Here is a 21,923-nt window from a genome sequence, read left to right on the forward strand (position 1 = left end):
ACGGCCCCCGGACCCCGGCCGGAGGCGCGGGCCCACGGGGGAACCCGAACGACATCGCGCCGCAAACGTGAGTAAGGACATGGCTCCAATGAAAGACCTCACCGGCAAGGTGGCCCTGGTCACCGGCGGGTCGAAGGGGATCGGGAAGGCGATCGTGCGGGAACTCGCCGCACGCGGTGCCGACATCGTCCTCAACTACTTCCACTCGCACGACCAGGCCAAGCAGACCCGCGACGAACTCGCCGCGGACGGCGTCCGGGTCGACCTCGTCCGCGCCTCGGTGGCGCGACAGGAACAGGTCGACCGGATGTTCGCGGAGATCGACCGGCTGCACGGCCGCCTCGACATCCTGATCAACAACGCGGCCGACGGCGCCCTGCTGCCGTCGGAGGAGACCACCGACGCGCACCTCGACAAGGCCCTCGACACCAACCTCAAGGGCGGACTGCGCTGCGCGCGGGCCGCGGCACCGCTGATGGCCAGGTCGGGCGGCGGCTCCATCGTCACGGTCTCCGCGCTGGGCGGCTCGCAGATGGTGATGGCCAACTACCTCGCCTGCGCCCCGGCGAAGGCCGCGGCCGAGGCCGCCTCCCGCTACCTCGCGGTCGAGCTGGCGCCGCTGAACATCCGGGTCAACACGGCCTCCGCCGCCATGCTGAGCAGCGCGGTGGCGGACAAGTTCCCCCGGGCAGCACAGATGCAGGAGGTCATCGCGCGGGCCACGCCGCTGGGGCGGCTCGGCACGCCGGAGGAGTTCGCCTCCGTCGTCGCCTTCCTCGCCTCCGACGACTCCCGGTGGATCACCGGCCAGGTCATCCTGGCCGACGGCGGCCTGACGCTCGGCGCGGCGCTGCTCTCCCCGCCGGCGCTCGCGGCGGACGAAGAGCCGCCGGCCCTCGTCGCGGATGAACGGCCGTCTGTGGAAGGGACCTTGGCGGTACGGGAATTGGCGGGCGAGGCCGGGACGGAGGCCGGGGCCCAGGCCGAGGCTCAGACCGAGACCGAGACCGAGACCGAGACCGAGACCGAGACCGAGCCCGAGACCGGGACCGAGCCCGAGGACGGCGACGACGCGATCGCCATCGTCGGCATGGGCATGGCCGTCGCCGGGGCCAACAGCCCCGAGGAGTTCTGGAAGCTGCGGATGACGGGGGACGAGCTCTTCGTCAAGGTCCCCCAGGACCGCTGGCAGCACGAGAGCTTCCACTCGCCCGACCTCGCCGCCGAGGACAAGGCGTACGCCGACCACTGCGTCTTCATCACCGGCTTCACCCCCGCAGAGGGCGCCCTGGACGGCATGCCCGGCGGCGCCGACCAGCAGGAGCTCACCACGCAGTGGCTGCGCCACAGCCTGGTGCAGGCGCTGGACGGGGTCAGCCACAGCCCCACCGACAGCGCCTCCTTCGTCATCGGCTACACCCCCGACGGCAGCCAGCACCTGGAGGAAGCCGGGGTCCTGCAGAGCCTGACCCGGCTCACCCACGGCATCGTCGACGGCCTCGACGTGCCCGCCGGGGAGCGGGAGGGCCTGCGCGACGACATCGACGAGGCGCTCGCCCGCCGCTACCGGCGCGGTGGCCAGGACCCCGCGCGATTCCTGCCGCACCGGGTCGGCGAGCTGGCGATGGCGGGCATCCTCCCGCCGTCCACCGAGCTCCACATGGTCGACACCGCGTGCTCCTCCTCCCTCTACGCCATCGACATCGCGGCCAAGGGCCTGCTGATGGGCAAGCAGGACATCGCCGTCTGCGGCGGGGCGTTCGCCCTCGCGCCGCGCGGCACGGTGCTCTTCTCCAAGCTCCAGGGGCTCTCCAAGAGCGGCACGGTGCACGCCTTGGACGAGAGCGCCGACGGCGTCATCTTCGCCGACGGCGCCGCCCTCGTCGTCCTCAAGCGGCTGAGCAAGGCGCGCCGCGACGGCGACCGTGTCCTCGGTGTGCTGCGCGCCTTCGGCTCGTCCTCGGACGGCAAGGGCAAGGCGATCTACGCCCCGAACTCCGACGGCCAGAGCCTCGCCGTGCTGCGCGCGCTGGAGGACGGCGAGGTCGACGGCGACGACGTGCAGTGGATCAACGCGCACGCGACCGGCACGCCCGCCGGTGACCTCGCCGAGTTCACCACCCTGCGCGAGCACTTCGGCACCTCCCGGCCCACCGTCGTCACCTCCAACAAGTCCCTGATCGGGCACACCGGCTGGGCGGCCGGCGTGGTCTCGCTCATCGAGAACCTGAAGGGCCTGGAGGAGCACACCATCCCCGGGCAGTTCCGCCTCAGCAGCCCCCGCGCCGACTTCCGGCTCGACGAGACCGAGCTGGAGGTGACCTCCGAGCCGCGGCCGTGGCCGAAGAGCGCCGATCGGCCCCGGCTCGCGGCCGTCTCCGGCTTCGGCTTCGGCGGCACCAATGCCCACCTGATCGTCTCCGAGCCGCTGCCGCCCGCCGAGGTGGCGGAGACCCCCGTCACCAAGACCCCGGACACCGAGAGCCGGGTCGCCATCGTCGGCTGGTCGGCCCACCTGCCGGGCCTGGACGGGCGCGACGAGGTCGTGAACTGGCTGGCCGGCGGCCGTAAGCCGCTCGACAGCTTCGGCGCCGACTACCCGCCGCCGCCCTTCAGCAAGGTCCGGCTGCCCCCGAAGACGATCCGCGCCCTCGACCGCTGCCAGCTGATGATCCTGGAGTGCGCGCACCAGCTCCGCGACCAGATGCCCGACTTCTGGAGCGAGCAGGCCGCCAAGACCGGTGTCTTCGTCGGGCACATGGGCCCCACCCGCGCCGCGATGCTCTACGCCAACCGCTGCTACCTCGACGACGTCGAGCGGGCGCTGGCCGACTCGCCGCGGGCGGGCTCCGAGGCCGTGCCGCGGATCCTCGACCGGCTGCGCGAGCAGGTGCGCGCGATGATCCCGGAGTCCAACGAGGACTCGTTCCCCGGGCAGATGCCCAACATCATCTCGGCGCGCGTGGCGAACTACTTCGACCTCCACGGCCCGAACATGACGATGGACTCCGGCTTCGCCTCCGCCCTGTCGTCCATCACCTCCGCCGGCCGCTACCTGCGCACCGGTGAACTGGACTTCGCGCTGGCGGGCGGCATCAACGGCAACAGCCTGCCCGAATACCGCTCCCTGATCGGCGAGCTCCTCCCGGAGCACGCGACGGAACTGGCCGAGGGCGGCTTCCTGTTCGCCCTCACCACCGAGGAGCGCGCCGAGCGCGCGGGCCTGCCGGTCCTCGCGTACGTGGACGAGGCGCTCGGTGGCACAGAGGTCCACCGCGACACCCTGCTGTGCGGTTCCTCCGCGCCCGAGAACGCCCGCTATCTGGGCGCGGCCGGGGGACTGGCCGTCCTCAAGGCGCTGCACGGCCCGGCGGGCACCGTCGTCCTCTCCTGCGAGGAGGGCGAGCACGCCGAGGGAGGCGTCGGGGCCCGGCTCCGGCTGACCGTCCCCGGCGACCCCGCCGAAGCGACCGGCTCCGCCCCGGCGGAGGCCGCCGGCGCGACCGCCGGCACAACCACCGGCACGACAACTGGCGCGATCACCGGCCCCCTTCCCGAGGGCTTCCTCTCGCAGGACCACACGGCGGCCGGGACACCCCTGCGGGTCCGCCGCCACGTGCCCGTCCTGGAGGCGGCACCGGCCGTGACCGTACGGGAGGTGGTCCCGTTCCTCGCGGACGGCACGGCCGTCGTCACCGACGCGCCCGGCCTCCTCGCCCGCGCCGCGGGCCGGACCACCGGCCTCACCGTCCTGTCGACCACCCCGCTCGACGCCCCGCGCCCCGGCTGGCACCACCTGCCGGAGGTCACCCCGGAGGCCGTCCGCGAGACCCTGGCGAGCTCCGGGAAGCCGGTCACCCAGCTGCGGGTGTTCAGCGACCTGAGCCGCGCCGTGGCCCCCGCCCAGGCGCTCACCGAGGGCTCCCCGGGGCTCCTCGCCCTGCACAGCGCCGCCTATCTGGCGGTGCAGCACGCCTACGAGGACCTGTCGGGACCCGGCTCCTCCCTCGTCGTCCTCCTCCAGGGCGCCGTGACCGACGGCACCCCGCACCCCTTCTCCGGCCTGTTCACGGGCCTGCTGAAGACCGCGGGCCTGGAGCTCCCGGACGCCACCGGCTTCGCCCTGCTGACCTCGGCCACCGACACCGGCGAGGCCGTGGAGCGCGCGGAGGCCGAGAGCCGGGCGCGGCGGGACTTCCCCGTCGTCGTCGACGCCGACGGCGTCCGCCAGGTGTACCGCCTCAAGGACGAGCCCGGTGACCTGGACGCGGACACCCCGGTGGCCCTCGGCCGGGACTCCGTGGTCGTCGTCGCGGGCGGCGCCCGGGGCATCACCGCCGAGGTGCTCAAGGCCGTCGCGGAGCAGTTCGGGCCGCGGATCTACGTGTTCGGCAGCAACGCCCTCGACACGTACCCGCCCTCGGTCTACGCCGGGAGCGACGAGGAGTTCGCCGCGGGCCGCGCGGCCTTCATCTCCGCCGAGCTCGCCAAGCGCGGTGGCCGGACGGTCGCGGGCATCAACAAGGAATTCGACCGGATGGTCAACGCCCGCACCGCCCGGCAGAACCTCGACGCCATGGCCGCCCACAGCGGCGCGGACCGCGTCACCTATCTGACCTGCGACATGCGCGACAGCGCCGAGGTCGACAAGGCGATCGGCCGCATCCTCGCCGAGCAGGGCCGGATCGACCTGCTCGTCAACGCCGCCGGGCTCCAGCGCTCCGCGCTCATCAGGGACAAGGACTTCGCGGAGTTCACCTCCATCCGCGACCTGAAGGTCGAGTCCTACCTCAACCTGAAGCACGCGCTGCGCTCCGCGCCGCCCCGCCTGTGGTGCAACTTCGGTTCCCTGCTCGGCTACTTCGGGCAGCTCGGGGAGGCGGACTACGCCTCGGCCAACGACTTCCTGGGCAGCGCGTCCACCTACGCCGCGGCCACCACGGACCACGCCGAGGTCACCATCGGCTGGACACTGTGGGCCAGCGTCGGCATGGGCGCCAACGAGCTGACGAAGGCGTACTACGAACGCGCCGGCTCCTACAGCAACATGCCGGTCCCCGAAGGCGTCCACCACTTCGTGCGGGAGCTGCACGCCCCTGTGCGGCGGCCCTCCGTCGTGCACCTGGGCGAGGCCGAGCGCGCCACGGTGGAGACCTTCTACCCCGGCTACCTCACGGGCCGCGACCCCGGCTTCTTCCTGCGCCGCGTGGTCGAGTCCGACGCGAAGTCCGCGGTCTTCGAGTGCCGCTTCGACCTGGAGACCGACGGCTATCTGGAGCACCACACCGTGCGCGGCGAACCGACGCTGCCCGGCACCTTCGTCACCGAGCTCGCGGCGGAGGCCGCCCGGCACCTGGTGCCCGGCAAGCACGTCATCGCCTTCGAGGACCTGCGGTTCGAGCACTTCCTGCGCGTCTACCGCGACCTCCCGGCCCGGCCCAAGCGCATCAAGGCCGAGATCGCCGGGGAGCAGGGCGACGCCACCGTCGTGCAGGTCCTGGTGACCGAGGACGTGGTGGCGCCGAACGGGGCCGTCCTGATCGCGGACCGGGTGCACTTCGCGGCCCGCGTCCTGCTCGCCGACGCCTTCCCGGCCGCGCCCCGGTGGGAGCACTGGGACACCGCCGACGACATCCCGGTGCCCGACCCGTACCACCAGCCCGGCTCGCCGGTGAAGCTGACCGGGCCCTTCGTCTCCACCGCCGACACCCGCATCCACCCCCAGGGCAAGCGCGGGCGCTACGCCCTGGCGCTCCCCGAGGACGACCCCGCGTGGGCGCGCTTCACCGTCCCGTGCGTCCTGCTGGACGGCCTGGCGCGGGTCGGGGTGCTGGACCTCGTCGACGGCCACCTCGTGCCCGTCGCGGCACCGCTGGCGATCCGCCGCATCGACCTCTACGAGGAGGCCAACGACCACGTCCTGTCCACCGGCGAGGACCGGATCGACCTCTACGCCACCCCGCCCGGCTTCGACCTGGCCGCCGACCGCGTCGACAACCGCTTCGTCGCGACCCGGCCCGACGGCCGCATGCTCCTGCAGATGAAGGACCTCCAGGCGACCCTGATCGGCTACGTCGACGCCCGCACGGGCGAGGCCGTGGCCCTCGACGCGCCCGACCGGAAAGGGACATGACCATGGAGTCCCCACAGTCACCACGGACGACGGCCGGGCCCACGGCGGGTGACACGGCGGTCCAGCCGATGACCCGCATGGTGTGGCAGCTCACCAGCCTGCCGCAGCCGCCCGGTGACCCCGCCCGGCTCACGGGGACGCGCGTGCTGCTCCTCGCGGACGAGGAGGGAATGGCCGGGACCGCCACCGCCGTCGAGCGCGCCCTGACCGAGCGCGGCGCCCTCGTACGCCGACGGGCGCCGGGCGGCCCCGTCGACGCGATCGTCGACCTCACCGTGGGCCGCGCCCCCGGCGAGGGGGAGGCCGCGGAGGTCTGGCGGGACCCGCTGCTGCGCACCGTCGGCGCCCTGCGCGAGCACTACGACGACTGGGCACAGGAGACCTCGGCGAGCCGCCTGTTCTACCTCGCCGTCACCTACCTCGGCGGCGGGATGGGCCACCACCCGCAGGACGACCTCGCGCAGCCGCTGGGCGGCATCTGGGCGGGCCTGGCGAAGACGCTGCACCGCGAGTTCCCCAACTGCAACGCCCGCGTCGTCGACATCGCGCTGTCCGCGGTGGACGAGCTGCCCGGCATCGTCGCCGCCGAGCTGGGCAGGCCCGGCGAGCTGGAGGTCGGCTACCGCGACGGGCAGCGCCTGACGCTCACCCCGGCCGCCCGCCCGGCCGGCGAGCCCGTGGTCGAACTCGGCCCCGACGACTGCGTGCTGATCTCCGGCGGCGGCCGGGGCATCGGCTGGGAGCTGGCCCGCACCCTCGCCGAGCGGCACGGCCTGCGGGTCGTGGTGACCGGCCGGGAGCCCTTCCCCACCGGCGACGAGCCGTGGGCCGGCATGGACGAGGCCGAGCTGAAGGTCTACGAGAAGCAGGTGTGGGCCGACAACCGCGGCCGCCCGCCGGCCGGGACGCGGCGCGACATCGCCCGCGTCCGCCGCCTGTGGGAGCTCGCGGCCAACGTCACCGGCGCCCGCGCGCGAGGGCTGCGCGTCGACTACGCCCGGTGCGACTTCACCGACCGCGACCAGGTCCGCGAGCTGGTCGCCCGCGAGGGCGCCGCGCTGACCGGAGTCGTGCACAACGCCGGGGTGGACACCGCGGCGCGGCTGCCCAAGAAGACGGACGACGAGGTCCTCGCGACCGTCCGCACGAAGATCGAGGGCTTCGCCAACCTCTTCGGCGAACTCCGCGGCCACCCGCTGAAGTTCTTCTGCAACGTCGGCTCCCTCACCGGGCGGCTGGGCGGCATGGTCGGCCAGCTGGAGTACGCGGCGGCCAACGAGGGGCTGGCACGGCTGGGCCGCTGGGCGAGCAGCCGGGCCGGCTTCCCCGTGATGACGCTCGCCTGGCCGACCTGGGACCGCATCGGCCTGATCGCCAACTTCTCGGCCACGCTGCGCTACATGGCGGCCATCGACGTCACCGACGGCCTCGCCAAGTGGCAGGCGGAGCTGCGCGCCGGGTCCGACGGCGAGGTCACCTTCGTGGGCCCGCTGGGCGCGGCGATCGACCCGGGCCAGGCCATCGGCTATCCCATCGTGCCCGACCTGCCCGGCTTCACCGACACCTTCCCGAAGATCTACCACCTGGGCGAGGTCGTCTCCTACCGGCCGCACAGCCGGATGGTCTCGCGCGTGACCTTCGACCGCGAACGGGCGCCCGTCCTGATGGACTTCCTCATGGACGGCGTCGAGGCGGTGCCGGTGAGCCTGCTGCTGGAGAGCGCGGTCCGGGGCGCCGAGTGGATCGTCCCGGAGGACTTCCCCGCGCTGCGCGCCGACTGCCTCGAAGAGATCGTCGTGCCGCTGGAGCTGCTGCGCCTGGACGGCCCCACCACCGTCTGGGAGCGGGAGATCAGCGGCAGGCGGGAGGGGCGCACCTGGGTCGTCGACGTCTGCTTCCGGCGGCCGGACGACGGCCCGGACGGGCCGCGGGCGAGCCTGCGGGTCGTCTACGAACCGGGGGACTCGCGCTCGCCCGCGCCACCGCGGCCGGACGTCGCGCGGACGACCACCTGGCGCTCGGGCCCGCCGATGCTGCGCTGGCGCTCGTCGGTGGTCCCGGCCGCCGCCTGGACGCAACTGCCCGACGGCCGCTGGTCCGCGGAGGTGCGGCCGTGCGCCTCCAACGACCTCTGGGCGACGCCCAGCGTGCCGCGTACGGCGCTGGCGGTCTCCGTCCTGGAGAACGTCGTGCGGCTGTGCGCGAAGGCGCGCGCGGGCCTTTCCGTCGCCGTCGACCCCTTGGTGATCGGCCGCGTCACCCTGCATTCCGAGGAGCAGGGGAATTCCGTGGTCGAGGGCGATCCGGCGCTGGGCGTATGGCGCGCGAAAAGCGTGGTGTCGGGGCTGCCCGTGCTCACGGTCTCGGGTTTTCCCGGGCCGCTCGGAAACGGTTGACAGAATTACCGGGCAATGTCACCGTCATGGCATTGCGGAGTCGTCGCCGTATGCCCAGGAAATAACCACCGGAATTTACGCAGAGAAATTGGAGCGCTTGATATGTCGACGTTGCAGCAGAACAAGGCCGTGTTGGAGCGCTACTACGAGGAGTGCCTCAACAAGGGAAATCTCGACGTCATCTACGAGGGCGCCGGTGACGACCACATCAGCCACGGCACCGCGCCCAACGGCAAGGAGGGCGTGGAGCACCTCAAGGAGTGGGTGCGGCTCCAGCGCGCGTCCTTCCCCGACCTCAAGGTCGTGGTGGACGACTGGATCCTGGAGGGCGAGAAGGTCGTCAGCCGGTTCACCGCCAGCGGCACCCACACCGGTGAGCCCTACGAGGGCGTGCCGGCCATCGGCCGGGAGTTCTCCGTGAGCGGGATCGTCATCGACGAGTTCCGCGACGGGATCATCGTGGAGAGCTGGTTCTCGCTGGACGGCCTGGAGCTGGCCAAGCAGCTCGGCGCCCTGGGCTGACCGCGCCCGGCCCCGGCACCGCGCGGTGCCGGGGCCGGCGGGGCCCGCTCGTCAGCCCCGCCGGACGGCGCGCGCGTCCGCGTCCGTGATGGGCGCGGCGTGCGCCTCGGCGTTCCCGGAGGCGGCGATGGCGTCCAGGGCGCGCTGGAGGACGACGGTGTCCTCCAGGGTGTGGATCTCGGTGATCCGGCCCCACTTCAGATAGAGGAACTGGGTCATGACGTTGTCGTAGCGGGTGCCGTCCGGGAGCGGGCCGCCGATCTTCACCCGGGTGGCCACCTTGGTCAGCCAGGGGCCGCCCGAAATGATGATCTCCAACGGCTCGAAACGGGCCTCCGGGATGAGCCGGAAGACCCGCTGCCACCACAGGCTCATGGCCTCGCGGGTGTGCCGCTCACCGGACAGCGCGTGCTCCCCGTAAAAGACATAAGTGAATTCCGGGGCCAGTGTGTCCACCATGGACTGCCAGTCCCCGGAGTCGATCTGAGCAAAGGCTTTACGTAGTTTCGCGGCAACGATTCGGTGATACATGCGGATCCTTCCCCGGGTCCTTCGGAATATGTTTTCGGAAACCCTGAATGCCGCCCTGCGGTGCCCTCATTGATACCACGAGAACCCTTGCGGGAACACACCTCGCAGTGGGGTGCGAGAAAAGGCGGGAGAGTGTGATGACATCTCCGATTCCGGTGCTGATCACCGGCTGTTCATCGGGTATCGGCCGGGCCACCGCGCGGCGGCTGCACCGCGCCGGGATGGCCGTGTACGCCACGGCCCGGCGGCCCGGGGCGCTGGCCGAGCTCACCGCCGAGGGCATCCGGACGCTCGCGCTGGACGTCACCGACGAGGAGAGCATGCGCGCCGCCGTCGCCACCGTCGAAGCGGAGTACGGCGCGGCCGGGGCCCTGATCAACAGCGCGGGCTTCGCCGTCTCCGGGGTCGTCGAGGAGGTCGGCATCGAGGACATGCGCCGGCAGTTCGAGACCAACGTCTTCGGACTGGCCCGCCTCAGCCAGCTGGTCCTCCCCGGCATGCGCGCGGCGGGCACCGGCACCATCGTCAACGTCTCGTCCATATTCGGCCGTTACGCGGTCCCCGGCGGCGGCCTCTACCAGGCGTCCAAGCACGCGGTCGAGGCACTCAGCGACGCCCTGCGGCTGGAGGTCGCCGACTTCGGCGTCCGCGTGGTGCTGATCGAGCCGGGCCCGGTGCGCACCACCGACTTCGGCGCGACGTACGTGGCGAACTTCCGTCCCGTCAGCGAGGACTACGCCGACTTCCGCCGCCGCACCGCCGAATACTTCGACGCCATCTACACCGGCAGCCGCCGCACGCTCGCGGGCACCTTCACCATCCAGGCCGACGACGTGGCCCGCGCCGTCGAACGCGCCGTCCGCAGCGGCCGCCCGCGCGCCCGGTACCCCGTCGGCTTCCTCGCCCACAGCACCCTCGCCCTGCGGCGGCTGGCCCCGGACGCCGTCTTCGACAACCTCTTCGTGCGGCGCGCCTTCCCCGTGCCGAGGAAGAGCACCCGGCCGGTCCCGCCCCGGCCCGTACGGACCGCCACCACGCCTAAGGACGCCCGATGACCGCGACCACCGCCCTCCCCGCCGCCACCGCGACAGCCCCCGGCCCCAAGGGTGTGCCCGTGCTGGGCAGCCTCGGCTCCTGGCGCCGCAACACCGCCGAATTCCTGCTGGGCCTCCAGCGCGACCACGGCGAGGTCGTGCGCATGCGCCTCGGCCCCATGACGGTCCATCAGGTCACCAGCCCGGAAGCGGTGCGCCGCGTGCTGGTGGAGAACAACGGCAACTACGTGCGCGGCCCGCTCTACGAGCAGTTCGGCGTCGTCATGGGCAAGGGACTGCTCACCACCGACGGCGAGTTCTGGCGCGGCCACCGCCGCGCGGTCCAGCCCGTCTTCCTCAAGAACGCCGTCCCCGACATCATCCCCAACATCGTCCGCGCCACCACCGAGATGCTCGACGAGTGGGAGGGCAAGGCCGCCCGCGGCGAGCCCGTGGACCTGATGACGGAGATGCTCAGGCTCACCCTCGTCACCCTCAGCCGCTCGCTCTTCGCCTACGACATCAAGCCGTCGTCCCGCGTGCTGAAGCTCATCGTCGACGACGTCGTCGAGGTCATGTTCCGCCGCGGCACGGCCTCCGAGATGCTGCCCTCCTGGGTGCCGACCGACCGGCAGCGCAAGATCGCCCGCATCCACCGGGTCTTCGACCGGATCGTCGCCGACGTCCGCGCCGGCTACGCGCGCACCGGCGAGGGCCCGCTGATCTCCCTGATGGAACAGGCCGAGGACCCCGCCACCGGCCGCCCCTGGACCGACCGGCAGATCCGCGACGAGCTCCTCACCGTCTACCTCGCGGGCCACGAGACCACCGCCGTCGCGCTCTTCTGGACCCTGATCGCCATCGCCGAGCACCCCCACATCCAGGAGGAGGTCGACGGCGAGGTCGGCCGCGTGCTCGGCGGCGCCCTCCCGGACGCCCGGAGCGCCGAGGAACTCACCTACACCAGGATGGTGGTGGACGAGAGCCTGCGGATGCACCCGCCCATCTGGATCTTCCCGCGCGCCGCCGTCGGCCCGGACACCCTCGACGGCTACGGCATCGAGGCGGGCTCCTCGATCCTGCTCTCGCCGCTGGTGTCGCACCACAACCCCCGCTACTGGGACAACCCGATGGCCTTCGACCCCCAGCGGTTCACCCCCGAGGCCGTCAAGGAGCGCCCGCGCATGGCCTACTTCCCCTTCGGGGCGGGGCCGCGGCAGTGCGTCGGCAACTTCATGGCCCTGCTCGAGCTGCGCACCATCGTCGCGATGATCAACCAGCGCTTCCGGATCAGCCGCATCCCGGGCGACTCCCTCCAGTACGGCTCCCCGGTCATCTCCCTGCGCCCGCTGCGCGACGTCCTGGTCCACGTGCGCTCACGCGACGCGCGCCCGACGCCCTCCACCCGGGAGGCCGCGCCCCTGTCCTGCCCGGTGCGCCACACGGGGAGCTGACGCAGGCACCCCCGCCCGCCGGACGGGCCCGGTCGTACGGCGGCCGCGGCCCGTCCGGCGTCAGCCACGCCCGCGCACGAACGCGCGCAGCAGACCGGGGAAGCGGTACACCCCCATCCCCGGCGCGCCCAGCACCCCCGCGTCGACCAGCGACTCCAGCAACTCCTCGGCCTCCCGCGCCTCCAGGCCCAGACACGCCGCCGCCGACGCCGGCGAGATGTCGGCCGCCTCCGGCCCCGCGAGCAGCCGCAGCGCCCGCGCGTGCTCCACGTCGAGCCCGTCGCAGTCCGCCGCGAACGCCGACTCCAGCGCCGTGCCGCCGCACCTCAGCTCCGCGAAGAGGCGGCCCTCGTCGGCCAGCCGGTCCGCCAGGCGTCCGACCGTCCACACGGGCCGCTCCACCAGCCGCGCCGCCGCGCTGCGCAGCGCCAGCGGAAGCCGCCCGCACAGCTCCGCGAGCCGCGCCCAGTCGGCGTCGGGCGCCGTCCCCCGCTCGCGGCCCGAGGCCAGGACGAGCAGTTCCCGGGCGTCGGCGGGGGAGAGCACGTCGAGCGGCACGTGATCGGTGACCAGCGGCATCGGCAACGGCCGCCGGGCCGTGGCGATCACCCCGGCCGTGGGCGACCCCGGCAGCAGCGGCGACAGCTGGGCCGACGAGGCCACGCCCTCCAGGACCACCAGGACCCGCCTGCCGGCCAGCAGCGAACGGAACGCGGCGGCCCGCGCCTCCAGCCCGTCCGGGACGTCCTCGGCACGCACCCCGCACGACAGCAGGAACTGCCCGAGCACCGCGGCCGGTTCCGCCAGCGGCCCCTCCAGGCGCGCGTGCAACTGACCGTCGGGGAAGTGCTCCGCCACCCGGTGGGCCACCTCCAGGGCGAGCGCCGCCTTGCCCACCCCCGCCATCCCGGACACCAGGCACACCGGCACGCTCCGCCGCCCGGGCGCGGTGAGCGCGGCGGCCATGGCGGCGGCGGGCGCGTCCCGGCCGGTGAGATGCCGCACGGCGGGCGGCAGTTGGGCCGGCCGGGGACGCGGCGGCACCGCCGCGCTGTCGGGGGAGTGCGCGGGGGCGGGGCGCGCGTCGTCGTCGCACTCGCCGTCGAGGATGCGCCGGTGCAGCTCCCGCAGCTCCGCGCACGGCTCGATGCCCAGCTCAGAGACGAGCGCGCTGCGCGCCTCGGCGAACGCCCGGAGCGCGTCGCCCTGCCGGCCCGAGCGGTACAGCGCCCGCATCTGCAGGGCGCGGAGGTTCTCGCGCAGCGGGAACCGCGCGGCGGCGGCCGCGAGTTCGCAGGTCAGCGCGGCATGCCGGCCCAGCTCAAGCTCCAGGGCCCAGCGCTCCTCCATCACACCGATGCGCCGCTCCTCCAGGGCCGTGCGGTTCTCCTGCGCCCAGGGGCCCGCGATGCCGCCGAGCGGTTCGCCCCGCCACAGCGACAGGGCCCGCTCGAAGAGCGCGGAGGCACCGTGGAGGTCTCCCGCGCCGCGCCGCTCCCGCGCCTGTTCGACGGCGGAGGCGAAGGCGTGGACGTCGACACCGGCCTTGTCGATGTGGAGTTCGTAGCCACCCCGCCCCGAAGTGAGGACCCGGGCGTGCGAGCGGGGCGTGCGGTCGGGCTCGAAGACCTTGCGGAGCCTGCTGGCGTAGGTGGACACCAGACCCGGCGCGCACCCCGGTGGATGTTCGCCGTACACGCCGTCGATGAGCCGGTCCCTCGGCACCAGGCCGCCCTGGGTGGCCAGCAGCGCGAGGACGGTGCGCTGCTGCGGCGTCCCCAGGTCTATCTCCGCCTGCCCACGCCAGGCACGGACGGGCCCGAGGAGGCTGATGCGCAGATCGGTACGGCCACGCCCGTCGTCGTAGGAAGCCGCATGGGTCGGGGTCACTCGGACATTCACCATGGACCGGTCATATCCATGAGCGATCAACGGTCGATGAATGAACGGTTGTCCTATACGAACGACTGTTCACCGCAGGTGGCCGTGTGTGAGGCGTGCGAGTGCCGCGCGTGAGTGCCTACGGGGGCATTTTCCGGTTATCTCACCCGGATTGGTGATTTCCCTACGTATAGGGCGAGTTGGGGATTGAAGCCGCTAATGTTCTCGACGGCGCCCCTGCGTGGGCGCCCCCCTTCAAGGAGGAGCCGACGAGGTTGTCGGGTTCGCGGAGGACCCGGAAACAGGGTTCCTCCGGAGCGGTCACCGGCTTTTGGCCGCGCACCGAAAGGGGGGCGCCTGATGCCAGGCCGCCACCGGAAGAAGCCTCTGCATGAGCGAATTGCCGCGGTCATCCGCGAGTTCGTGAGGTGGATGCTACGGAAGTGACCGACCGTCCCTAGCAACATTAGGGACGCCCGGTCGTGATCTTCTGCTTCCGGGGGCCCTCGTTGCGGATGTCGGTCCGCGGCGGGGGCCGTTTTCGTACGTGCGGTGATGCGTGAGGTGGATGCTACGGAAGTGACCGACCGTCCCTAGACATATTAGGGACGCCCGGTCGACAACTTCTGTTTCCGGGAGCCCTCGTCGCGGATTGGGTCGATCCGTGGCGGGAGCCGTTTTCGTACGTGCACCAGCAAAAACTCGGCCAACTGGCGCCCGTACACCCCGCCGGTCTCCCGGCCAGGCGCGGATCAGTTTAGCGTCGATGCCCCCGGCGTGCACCGCCCACAGGGGTGTATCTCTAGGCGGGATCCTCGCCCAGCATCCGCTGGAGGAGGTCGCGCAGGACCGTGCGTTCCCCCGTCGAAAGCCCGGCCAGTGGCTCGCGCGCGAAGTTCAGCGACTCGCGGAGCCGGGCGGCCGTGGCCGTGCCCTCGGGGGTGGCGGCGGCGAGCTTGACGCGCCGGTCGTCCGGGTCCGGGCGGCGCTCGGCCAGCCCGCGGGACTCCAGGCGGTCCACGATCCCGGTCACATTGGACGGCTCGCAGCGCAGCTGCTGGGCGATCCGCCGCATGGGCTGCGGCTCGCCGGCGAGCAGGGCCAGCACCTTCGCCTGGGCTCCGGTGAGGGAGTGCCGGGCGGCGGCCTCCTCGTACTCCGCGTGGTAGCGCGCCACGACGGTCGCGATGAGATCGACCACTTCACGGGTCAGTGCATCAGAACGGGGGACCATGGGCTCCAGGTTACTCCGTTGCTTGACAACATGAAATATCGAGGAGCATGGTTGTTTCACTTGCTGAACCATTAGGAGGCCGCGTCCCATGTCCGCAACCCCCGCCACCGGTCGTGAATGGCATCTCGTCGCCCGCCCGCACGGCTGGCCGAAGCCCGAGGACTTCGCGCTGCGTGAGACCGAGATCGCCGAGCCCGGCGAGGGCCAGATCCTGGTGCGCAACATCCACCTCTCCGTCGACCCGTACATGCGCGGCCGGATGAACGACGTGAAGTCCTACATCCCGCCGTTCCAGCTCGACCGCCCCATGGACGGCGGCGCCGTCGGTGAGGTCGTCGCCTCCCGCTCCGCCGCCTTCGCGCCCGGCGACCACGTCCTGCACGGCCTCGGCTGGCGCGAGTACGCGGTGCTCGACGCCGAGCACGCCGTGAAGGCCGACCCCGCGGTCGCCCCGCTCTCCACCTACCTCGGCGTGCTCGGCATGACGGGCCTGACCGCCTACGCCGGGCTGGTGGAGGTCGCCTCCTTCAAGGAGGGCGACGCCGTCTTCGTCTCCGGCGCCGCGGGCGCGGTCGGCAGCCAGGTCGGCCAGATCGCCAAGCTCAAGGGCGCCTCGCGCGTCATCGGCAGCGCCGGCTCGGACGAGAAGGTCCGGCTCCTGACCGAGGAGTACGGCTTCGACGCCGCCTTCAACTACAAGGAGGGCCCGGTCGCCGAGCAGCTCAAGGCCGCCGCCCCCGACGGGATCGACGTCTACTTCGACAACGTCGGCGGCGAGCACCTGGAGGCGGCCATCGGCTCCCTCAACGTGCACGGCCGGATCACCGTCTGCGGCATGATCGCGCAGTACAACGCCACCGAGCCGACCCCCGCCCCGCGCAACCTCGCGCTGGTCATCGGCAAGCGCCTGCGGATGCAGGGCATGCTCGTCAACGACCACCGCCACCTCCAGCAGCAGTTCGTCCAGGAGGTCGGCGCCTGGGTGCGCTCCGGCGAGCTCAAGTACCGCGAGACGGTCGTCAAGGGCATCGAGCACAACGTCGACGCGTTCCTCGGCATGCTGCGCGGCGAGAACACCGGCAAGATGATCGTCACCCTCGACGCCTGAGCCCAGCCCCCCGCGAGCCGGTTTTCGGCGGCTCGCGGGGGACGCGGCTCACCACACCCCGGGGATGAGCCTGCGGGTACGGGCGGCGTACGCCCGGTACTCCTCTCCCAGGGCGTCGAGCAGCATCCGCTCCTCCACCCGGATCCGGTACGCCACGGCCGCCAGGGCGCACACGGTGAACACGAGCCAGGACAGCGCGTTGCCGAGCAGGGCGGCGAAGCTCAGCAGGGCCAGCAGCAGGCCGCTGTAGGAGGGGTGCCGCACCCATCGGTAGGGCCCGGAGCTGACCAGCCGGTGGCCTTGCTGGATGTGCACCGTGGCCCGGAAGAAGCGGCCCAGCGCGACGATCGACCACAGGCGCAGCGCGATGCCCGCCCAGGCGACGGCCAGCACCACGCCGCCCAGCACCCGGCCGTCGGCGGGGTACGACAGAGCCGTGACCGCGTGGCGCGTGAGCACCGCCACCGCGGCTCCGCCCCAGAACAGCACCCAGATGACCAGGAGGCTGCGCCGCTCGGTCCGCTCGGTGCGCCCGCTGCGCAGCCGCTGCCGGGCCTGCAGCGCCAGCTCCGCGGCCGCCCAGGCCCAGACCGTGCCGATCAGGGCGAAGCCCATGGCCTGGTGCATCACGTCACCTCCGGACCCCGCTTCAAGGGTCGCACCGCCACTCCCCGGTCGCGGCCCGCCGCGGCGGCGGGCGGCGGGCCGCGCAGGTCTCACTCCGCGCTGTCCGGGTGCGAGCGCAGGCCCACTCCCAGGACGCCTTCCCAGTGGGTGAGTTCCTCGACCAGGGGCAGCGCGGAGCCCTTGCCCTCCAGGCTCAGGACGACGTCGGCCTCCTTGATCCTGCCGCGTTCGCGGTGGTCGCCCCGGTCCTCGGCCTCGGCCTCGACGTGCACGTCGGTGACCCGGAAGCCGCGCTTGGTGCACAGCTCCAGCACCCGGCCCAGCAGCCCGCGGCGGGTGCGGTAGGAGAGGCGCAGCTCGACCGGCCCGACGTCGGGGGCGACGGACAGCCGCCTCGTCATCAGCGGATAGCCCCGCACCACGAGGAAGTGCACGACGGTCGCGGCGGCGCCGAGCAGCGGCAGCCCGCCGCCGCAGGCCATGCCGACCGCGCAGGTCAGCCAGATCGTGGCCGCCGTGGTCAGGCCGCGCACGCCGTCGCGGCGGACGAAGATCAGTCCGCCGCCGATGAAGCCGATCCCGGAGACGATCTGCGCGGCGACCCGGGACGGGTCGAGACCCACGCCGGGGATCCCGGTCACGGCGGAGAAGCCGTGGATCGAGACCTCCATGAAGAGCGCGCTGCCCACGCCGACGAGCGTGTGGGTGCGCAGCCCGGCGCTCTTCTGCTGTAACTCGCGCTCCAGCCCCACGAGCGACGAGAGGAGCAGGGCGATGCCCAACTCCACGAATTGACGGACCCCTTGGCCGCTCCCCGTATCGAACAGGGGTGGCGCGGCGACGTACTCGACTATTCGCATCCGTCAATTGTGGCCTGAAATAGCCTTTGTATGTGGACGGTCGTGCCCCCATCTACCGTCCATGCCCGCGCAATGGTTGTGTTCTGGCCCATGAGACTCAATGGGCAACTCCGGACCGCGTCGCTCGCCGCGCTGCTGCTGTGCGCGGCCACCCCGTTCCCCGCTCTGGCGGCCCCCTCGGCCGCCCCTTCCGCCACGGCCGAGGAGCGGCGGCTCGCCGGTCCCGTGCCGCGGGAGATCCTGCGGGACAGCGGGTTCGCCGACGTGACCCCCGCTTTCGGCCGCGACCTGGCCGCCGCCCGTACGCCCGCGCAGGCGCGGAGCGTGGCGGTGCGCGACGGGCAGCGGCTGTGGCGGCGGGCCGTGGACCGGGCGCAAGGGCGGGGCCCGGCCGGGGGCACGCTGAGCCGGGACGACGACCGGCCGCTGTACTGGGCGCGGCTGGGTATGACGCGCGCGCTCCGCGAGTGGAAGCCCGCCTTCCAGCTGTCCGGAAAGCAGCGCACGGACCTCATCGCCGCGGTGGAGCGGACCTCACGCGGCCAGGACTCCGTCGAACTGCCGCCGGGGCGTGGCGTGAAGCGCGTACTGATCACCGGCTTCGACCCGTTCCAACTGGACGCCGACGCGCGGCGCTCCAACCCCTCCGGCGCGGCGGCCCTCGCCCTCGACGGCACGACGATCCGCACCGCCGCCGGCCTCGCGCGCGTCGAGGCGGTCGTCTTCCCCGTGCGCTGGGCGGACTTCGCGGACGGCACGGTCGAGCGGACGCTCCTGCCGTACTTCCGGCCGGGGCCACGGCGCGTGGACCTCTTCACCACCATCAGCCAGGGCCGCCCCGGCCGCTTCGACGTCGAACGCACCAACGGCGCCTGGCGCGGCGGCTACCCCGACAACGCCGGCGTCTCCCGCACGGAGACCGTGCCCGTCCCGCCGGGGATACCCACCGTCCACCCGCAGCCGCAGTGGACGTCGACGACCCTGCCGTACGCGGCGCTCACGGCGGCCCGGACCGGCCCGTATCCCGTCCACGACCACACCGCCGTCACCGAGATCCCGGCGGGCGGCACGACCCCCGTCGACCGCCCCGACGGCCCGACCCCCGGCTCCACGGCCCGCGCGGGCGGCGGAGGCGACTACCTCTCCAACGAGATCGCCTACCGCGCGACGCTCCTCCGCGACGCGCTGCGCTTGCGGGTGCCGGGTGGTCATCTGCACACGCCTGTCCTGGAATTCGGCCCGGACAACGCGGATCCGGCGACGGGGCGGGTGAGCGATCCGGTCTTCGTGCGGAACCGGGTGGCGATCGTGGGTCAGGTGCGGGCGCTTGTCGCGGTGGCGGTGGGTCACGCGGCGGGATAGCCGGGGGAGACCGCCGGGCCCCTGACGGCGCCTGCGGCGGGCTTTTTCCCCTACCCGCCCCTTCCCGAGACTGGGGGCAGACCCCAGACCCCCAGCAACACGGCTTCGCCGCGTTGTCCTCAATCTCCCCCAGCTACCGCTGGGAGGTGCCCCCACGGGCTGGTTGTGCTGGCTACGGTCCGCACAATTCAGCCCGTCCGGCGATTGAGGACGCGCCCGCAGGGCGCTCCCGCCGCAGGCGGCAACGCGACCCGCACTCCATTCACGGCTTGAGCAAAAGCTTTCCCATAGAGCGCCGCCCCGCGAGATCCCGGTGGGCCCGGGCCGCCTCCTCCAGCGCGTACCGGCCCCCGACGGATACATCGATCGCGCCGTCGCTCAACCACCCGAACAACTCCGAGGAACGAAAGAGAAGTTCACCGGGATCCGTGGCGTGGTCATTGAGCGTAGGGCGCGTGAGGAAAAGAGAACCGTGCGAGGCCAGCAGGCGCGGGTCGAAGCCAGGTACGGCGCCCGAGGACTCGCCGAAGAGGACGAAGGTGCCCCGCGGCCGCAGGGACATGAGGCCCGCTTCGAACGTGTCGCGGCCCACGCCGTCGTAGACGACGTCGACACCGCGGCCGTCGGTCAGCTCCCGCACCCGCGCCGCGATGTCGGTGCCGCCCGCCGTGACCAGGGTCTGCCATGCCCCCAGTTCTTGGGCGGCCGCGGCCTTCTCGGGGGTGGAGGCGGTGGCGACGACCCGGACGCCCTGCCGGGTGAGCAACTGGGTCAGCAGCCGGCCGACGCCTCCGGCGGCCGCGTGCACCAGCGCGGTGTCGCCTTCGCGCGCGGGGTGGGTGGAGGTGGTGAGGTAGTGGGCGGTCAGGCCCTGGAGCAGCAGCGCCGCCGCGGTCTCGTCCGTGACGTCCACGGGCAGCGGGACGGCGGCCCGCGCGGGCACCACGACCTGCTCGGCGTAGCTGCCGGGGGCCGCGCACCAGGCGATGCGGTCGCCCGGCGCGAGGGAGGTCACGCCCTTGCCCACGGCCGTCACCGTGCCCGCGCCCTCGGATCCGGGGGTGAAGGGCGGGGCGGGCTTCGCACGGCCCTCGCGCTCGTAGATGTCCTTGAAGTTGACGCCGATGGCCGAGGGGCGGGCCACCACCTCGCCGGGCCCGGGGGCGGGGTCGGGCAGGGTGGCGACGCCGAGGACCTCGGGGCCTCCGTACTGGGTGACGACGATTGCGCGCATGGTTCCTTCCCGGGTGGGGCGAGGGGCGGGGGTGGTCAGGAGCGTCCGGCCGTGCGGGAGGACAGCGCCGCGGGTACGGCCACGACGGCGAGCAGGAAGCCGGCGGCGACGACGCCGAGGCAGATCCGCAGCCCCGCGGGCCCGGGGGAGCCTTCGAGCAGGACGCCGAAGAGCGCGATCGCCACCGCTCCGCCCACCTGGCGCAGGGCGTTGAGCGCGCCGGAGGCCAGGCCCGAACGGTCGGCGGGCAGCGCGCCGAGCACCACGGCGGGCAGGCTCGGCCCCATCAGCCCCGCGCCGAGCCCGAGCAGGCCGCTGCCGCAGAAGAAGACCCACCAGGCGAGGTGCTCGCCGAGCGGCAGCAGCGCGCAGGCGCCGGCCGCGGCGGCGAGCGCGCCGCCGATCAGCAGCGGGCGCGGGCCGGTGCGGGTGACCGCGCGGGCCAGGACGAAGGAGGCGAAGGCCCACAGCGTGGCGAAGGGCACGAAGGCGAGACCGGCGCCGAGGGCGTCGAGCCCCCAGGCGTTCTGCAGCCGCAGGGAGAGCGCGAACTGCGCGCCGTAGGCGCCGAACTGGAACAGCGCGCCGATGGCCAGGCCGCAGGCGAACCGTGGCCGGACGAGCAGGTCCAGGGGCAGTACGGGGGCCTTGACGCGGCGCTCGACCGCGATGAACGCCACGGCCGAGCAGGCGGTGATCACCAGCAGGACCCAGGTCACGGCGCTGTCCCAGCCGAGAGCGCCGCCCTCGATGAGCGCGCCGATGCCGCAGCCGACGACCGCGACGACCAGCGTCTGCCCGGCCGGGTCCAGGGCCGCTTCCCGGGTGGCGGAGGCCGGCACCTGAATCCGCGTCAGCCACCAGGCGAGCAGGCCGATCGGCACGTTGATCAGGAAGACCGAGCGCCAGCCGACGGCCGTGGTCAGCACGCCGCCGAGGACGGGACCGAAGACGAGGGCGAGGGAGCTGACGCCACCCCAGATGGTGAGGGCCTTGGCCCGCCGGGCGGGGTCCGGGTACATCTTGGCGATCACCGCGAGGGAGGCGGGCAGGAGTCCGCCGGCGGTGACACCCTGGAGCACCCGGGCGACGACGAGGAAGTCGAGGCCCGGGCTGACCGCGCAGGCCGCGGAGGTCACGACGAAGCCCAGCAAGGAGACCTCGAACACCCGCCGGGCGCCCCAGCGGTCGCTGATCGCGCCCCCGCTGAGCAGGAAGGCGGCCAGGGTGATGGTGTAGCCGTTGAGGATCCACTCCAGCCCGGCCAGGCTGCCGGCGAGGTCCTCGCGGATGGCGGGCAGGGCGACGTTGAGGGCGCTGCTGTCCATCAGGACCATGAAGAAGCCCAGGCAGACGGCGAAGAGGGCGAGCGCGCCGACGCGCGGGGCGGTGGTGTCCGGTGGTGGGTGTCCGGTGGTCATGTCCTGGGGGGACAGCGAACTGCCGGGCATGGCACACCACCGGACTTCCTGGGACGACTACAGTGTTTGATGGAGGTCGATCACTGTGAATGTAAGACCCGAGTCGAACACCGAGTCAAGTCCCTT

The 21,923-nt window shown here is 72.8% G+C and carries 14 protein-coding genes; 7 read left to right on the forward strand and 7 right to left on the reverse strand.

Going from position 1 to position 21,923, the window contains the following annotated elements:
• The first annotated feature begins 88 nt into the window (after positions 1-88).
• From ACZ4A5_RS21840 to ACZ4A5_RS21850, 3 genes are all read left to right on the forward strand, one after another.
• Positions 89-6,133, forward strand: a complete 6,045-nt coding sequence (locus tag ACZ4A5_RS21840) for an SDR family oxidoreductase (protein WP_467586490.1) — start codon at positions 89-91, stop codon at positions 6,131-6,133.
• 2 nt (positions 6,134-6,135) lie between these two features.
• On the forward strand, positions 6,136-8,529 hold the full coding sequence (locus ACZ4A5_RS21845; protein WP_467586493.1) for a KR domain-containing protein: 2,394 nt from the start codon (positions 6,136-6,138) through the stop codon (positions 8,527-8,529).
• Positions 8,530-8,631: 102 nt separating this feature from the next.
• A complete protein-coding gene (locus ACZ4A5_RS21850) occupies positions 8,632-9,051 on the forward strand; it encodes an ester cyclase (protein WP_398871567.1) in 420 nt (139 codons plus the stop codon).
• Between the two features lie 51 nt (positions 9,052-9,102).
• Here ACZ4A5_RS21850 and ACZ4A5_RS21855 read toward each other — a convergent pair whose 3' ends face one another.
• Positions 9,103-9,582: a nuclear transport factor 2 family protein gene (locus ACZ4A5_RS21855; protein WP_398871565.1), complete on the reverse strand. Its 480-nt coding sequence runs from the start codon at positions 9,580-9,582 to the stop codon at positions 9,103-9,105.
• Between the two features lie 137 nt (positions 9,583-9,719).
• Between ACZ4A5_RS21855 and ACZ4A5_RS21860 the strand changes: the two genes are divergently transcribed.
• Positions 9,720-10,637 (forward strand): SDR family NAD(P)-dependent oxidoreductase, encoded by a 918-nt coding sequence (locus tag ACZ4A5_RS21860; protein WP_467586497.1) that lies wholly within the window; start codon positions 9,720-9,722, stop codon positions 10,635-10,637.
• On the forward strand, positions 10,634-12,070 hold the full coding sequence (locus tag ACZ4A5_RS21865) for a cytochrome P450 (protein ID WP_467586499.1): 1,437 nt from the start codon (positions 10,634-10,636) through the stop codon (positions 12,068-12,070). The genes ACZ4A5_RS21860 and ACZ4A5_RS21865 overlap by 4 nt, the downstream gene beginning before the upstream one ends.
• A gap of 60 nt (positions 12,071-12,130) precedes the next feature.
• On the opposite strand, the gene ACZ4A5_RS21870 is transcribed toward ACZ4A5_RS21865, so the two are convergent.
• A complete protein-coding gene (locus tag ACZ4A5_RS21870; RefSeq protein ID WP_467586502.1) occupies positions 12,131-13,975 on the reverse strand; it encodes an AfsR/SARP family transcriptional regulator in 1,845 nt (614 codons plus the stop codon).
• Positions 13,976-14,753: 778 nt separating this feature from the next.
• On the reverse strand, positions 14,754-15,185 hold the full coding sequence (locus tag ACZ4A5_RS21875; RefSeq protein ID WP_467586505.1) for a MarR family winged helix-turn-helix transcriptional regulator: 432 nt from the start codon (positions 15,183-15,185) through the stop codon (positions 14,754-14,756).
• A gap of 88 nt (positions 15,186-15,273) precedes the next feature.
• Between ACZ4A5_RS21875 and ACZ4A5_RS21880 the strand changes: the two genes are divergently transcribed.
• The gene (locus ACZ4A5_RS21880; protein WP_467586507.1) at positions 15,274-16,293 is read left to right on the forward strand and encodes an NADP-dependent oxidoreductase; all 1,020 of its coding nucleotides are present in this window, start codon (positions 15,274-15,276) and stop codon (positions 16,291-16,293) included.
• Positions 16,294-16,341: 48 nt separating this feature from the next.
• Here ACZ4A5_RS21880 and ACZ4A5_RS21885 read toward each other — a convergent pair whose 3' ends face one another.
• Together ACZ4A5_RS21885 and ACZ4A5_RS21890 are read right to left on the reverse strand one after the other, a co-directional pair.
• Positions 16,342-16,920 carry a methyltransferase family protein gene (locus ACZ4A5_RS21885; RefSeq protein ID WP_467586510.1) on the reverse strand — a complete coding sequence of 193 codons (579 nt, stop codon included), beginning with the start codon at positions 16,918-16,920 and terminating at the stop codon, positions 16,342-16,344.
• An 89-nt stretch (positions 16,921-17,009) separates the two neighbouring features.
• Positions 17,010-17,780, reverse strand: a complete 771-nt coding sequence (locus ACZ4A5_RS21890) for an MgtC/SapB family protein (RefSeq protein WP_467586513.1) — start codon at positions 17,778-17,780, stop codon at positions 17,010-17,012.
• A gap of 90 nt (positions 17,781-17,870) precedes the next feature.
• On the opposite strand from ACZ4A5_RS21890, the gene ACZ4A5_RS21895 reads away from it, so the two are divergent.
• The gene (locus tag ACZ4A5_RS21895) at positions 17,871-19,142 is read left to right on the forward strand and encodes a pyroglutamyl-peptidase I (RefSeq protein WP_467586516.1); all 1,272 of its coding nucleotides are present in this window, start codon (positions 17,871-17,873) and stop codon (positions 19,140-19,142) included.
• A gap of 262 nt (positions 19,143-19,404) precedes the next feature.
• On the opposite strand, the gene ACZ4A5_RS21900 is transcribed toward ACZ4A5_RS21895, so the two are convergent.
• A complete protein-coding gene (locus ACZ4A5_RS21900) occupies positions 19,405-20,376 on the reverse strand; it encodes a quinone oxidoreductase family protein (RefSeq protein ID WP_467586519.1) in 972 nt (323 codons plus the stop codon).
• A 35-nt stretch (positions 20,377-20,411) separates the two neighbouring features.
• Positions 20,412-21,827 (reverse strand): MFS transporter, encoded by a 1,416-nt coding sequence (locus tag ACZ4A5_RS21905; protein WP_467586522.1) that lies wholly within the window; start codon positions 21,825-21,827, stop codon positions 20,412-20,414.
• Between the last annotated feature and the right edge of the window lie 96 nt (positions 21,828-21,923).

The organism is Streptomyces sp. NPDC025618 (genome assembly GCF_055558795.1).

Bases quoted from the DNA above. Each gene is read 5' to 3' on its own strand.
- ACZ4A5_RS21895 (WP_467586516.1), top strand. From the start codon at position 17,871: ATGAGACTCAATGGGCAACTCCGGACCGCGTCGCTCGCCGCGCTGCTG.
- ACZ4A5_RS21845 (WP_467586493.1), top strand. From the start codon at position 6,136: ATGGAGTCCCCACAGTCACCACGGACGACGGCCGGGCCCACGGCGGGT.
- ACZ4A5_RS21880 (WP_467586507.1), top strand. From the start codon at position 15,274: ATGTCCGCAACCCCCGCCACCGGTCGTGAATGGCATCTCGTCGCCCGC.
- ACZ4A5_RS21865 (WP_467586499.1), top strand. From the start codon at position 10,634: ATGACCGCGACCACCGCCCTCCCCGCCGCCACCGCGACAGCCCCCGGC.
- ACZ4A5_RS21890 (WP_467586513.1), bottom strand. From the start codon at position 17,780: ATGCGAATAGTCGAGTACGTCGCCGCGCCACCCCTGTTCGATACGGGG.
- ACZ4A5_RS21905 (WP_467586522.1), bottom strand. From the start codon at position 21,827: ATGCCCGGCAGTTCGCTGTCCCCCCAGGACATGACCACCGGACACCCA.
- ACZ4A5_RS21860 (WP_467586497.1), top strand. From the start codon at position 9,720: ATGACATCTCCGATTCCGGTGCTGATCACCGGCTGTTCATCGGGTATC.
- ACZ4A5_RS21855 (WP_398871565.1), bottom strand. From the start codon at position 9,582: ATGTATCACCGAATCGTTGCCGCGAAACTACGTAAAGCCTTTGCTCAG.
- ACZ4A5_RS21870 (WP_467586502.1), bottom strand. From the start codon at position 13,975: ATGGTGAATGTCCGAGTGACCCCGACCCATGCGGCTTCCTACGACGAC.
- ACZ4A5_RS21850 (WP_398871567.1), top strand. From the start codon at position 8,632: ATGTCGACGTTGCAGCAGAACAAGGCCGTGTTGGAGCGCTACTACGAG.
- ACZ4A5_RS21900 (WP_467586519.1), bottom strand. From the start codon at position 20,376: ATGCGCGCAATCGTCGTCACCCAGTACGGAGGCCCCGAGGTCCTCGGC.
- ACZ4A5_RS21875 (WP_467586505.1), bottom strand. From the start codon at position 15,185: ATGGTCCCCCGTTCTGATGCACTGACCCGTGAAGTGGTCGATCTCATC.
- ACZ4A5_RS21840 (WP_467586490.1), top strand. From the start codon at position 89: ATGAAAGACCTCACCGGCAAGGTGGCCCTGGTCACCGGCGGGTCGAAG.
- ACZ4A5_RS21885 (WP_467586510.1), bottom strand. From the start codon at position 16,920: ATGCACCAGGCCATGGGCTTCGCCCTGATCGGCACGGTCTGGGCCTGG.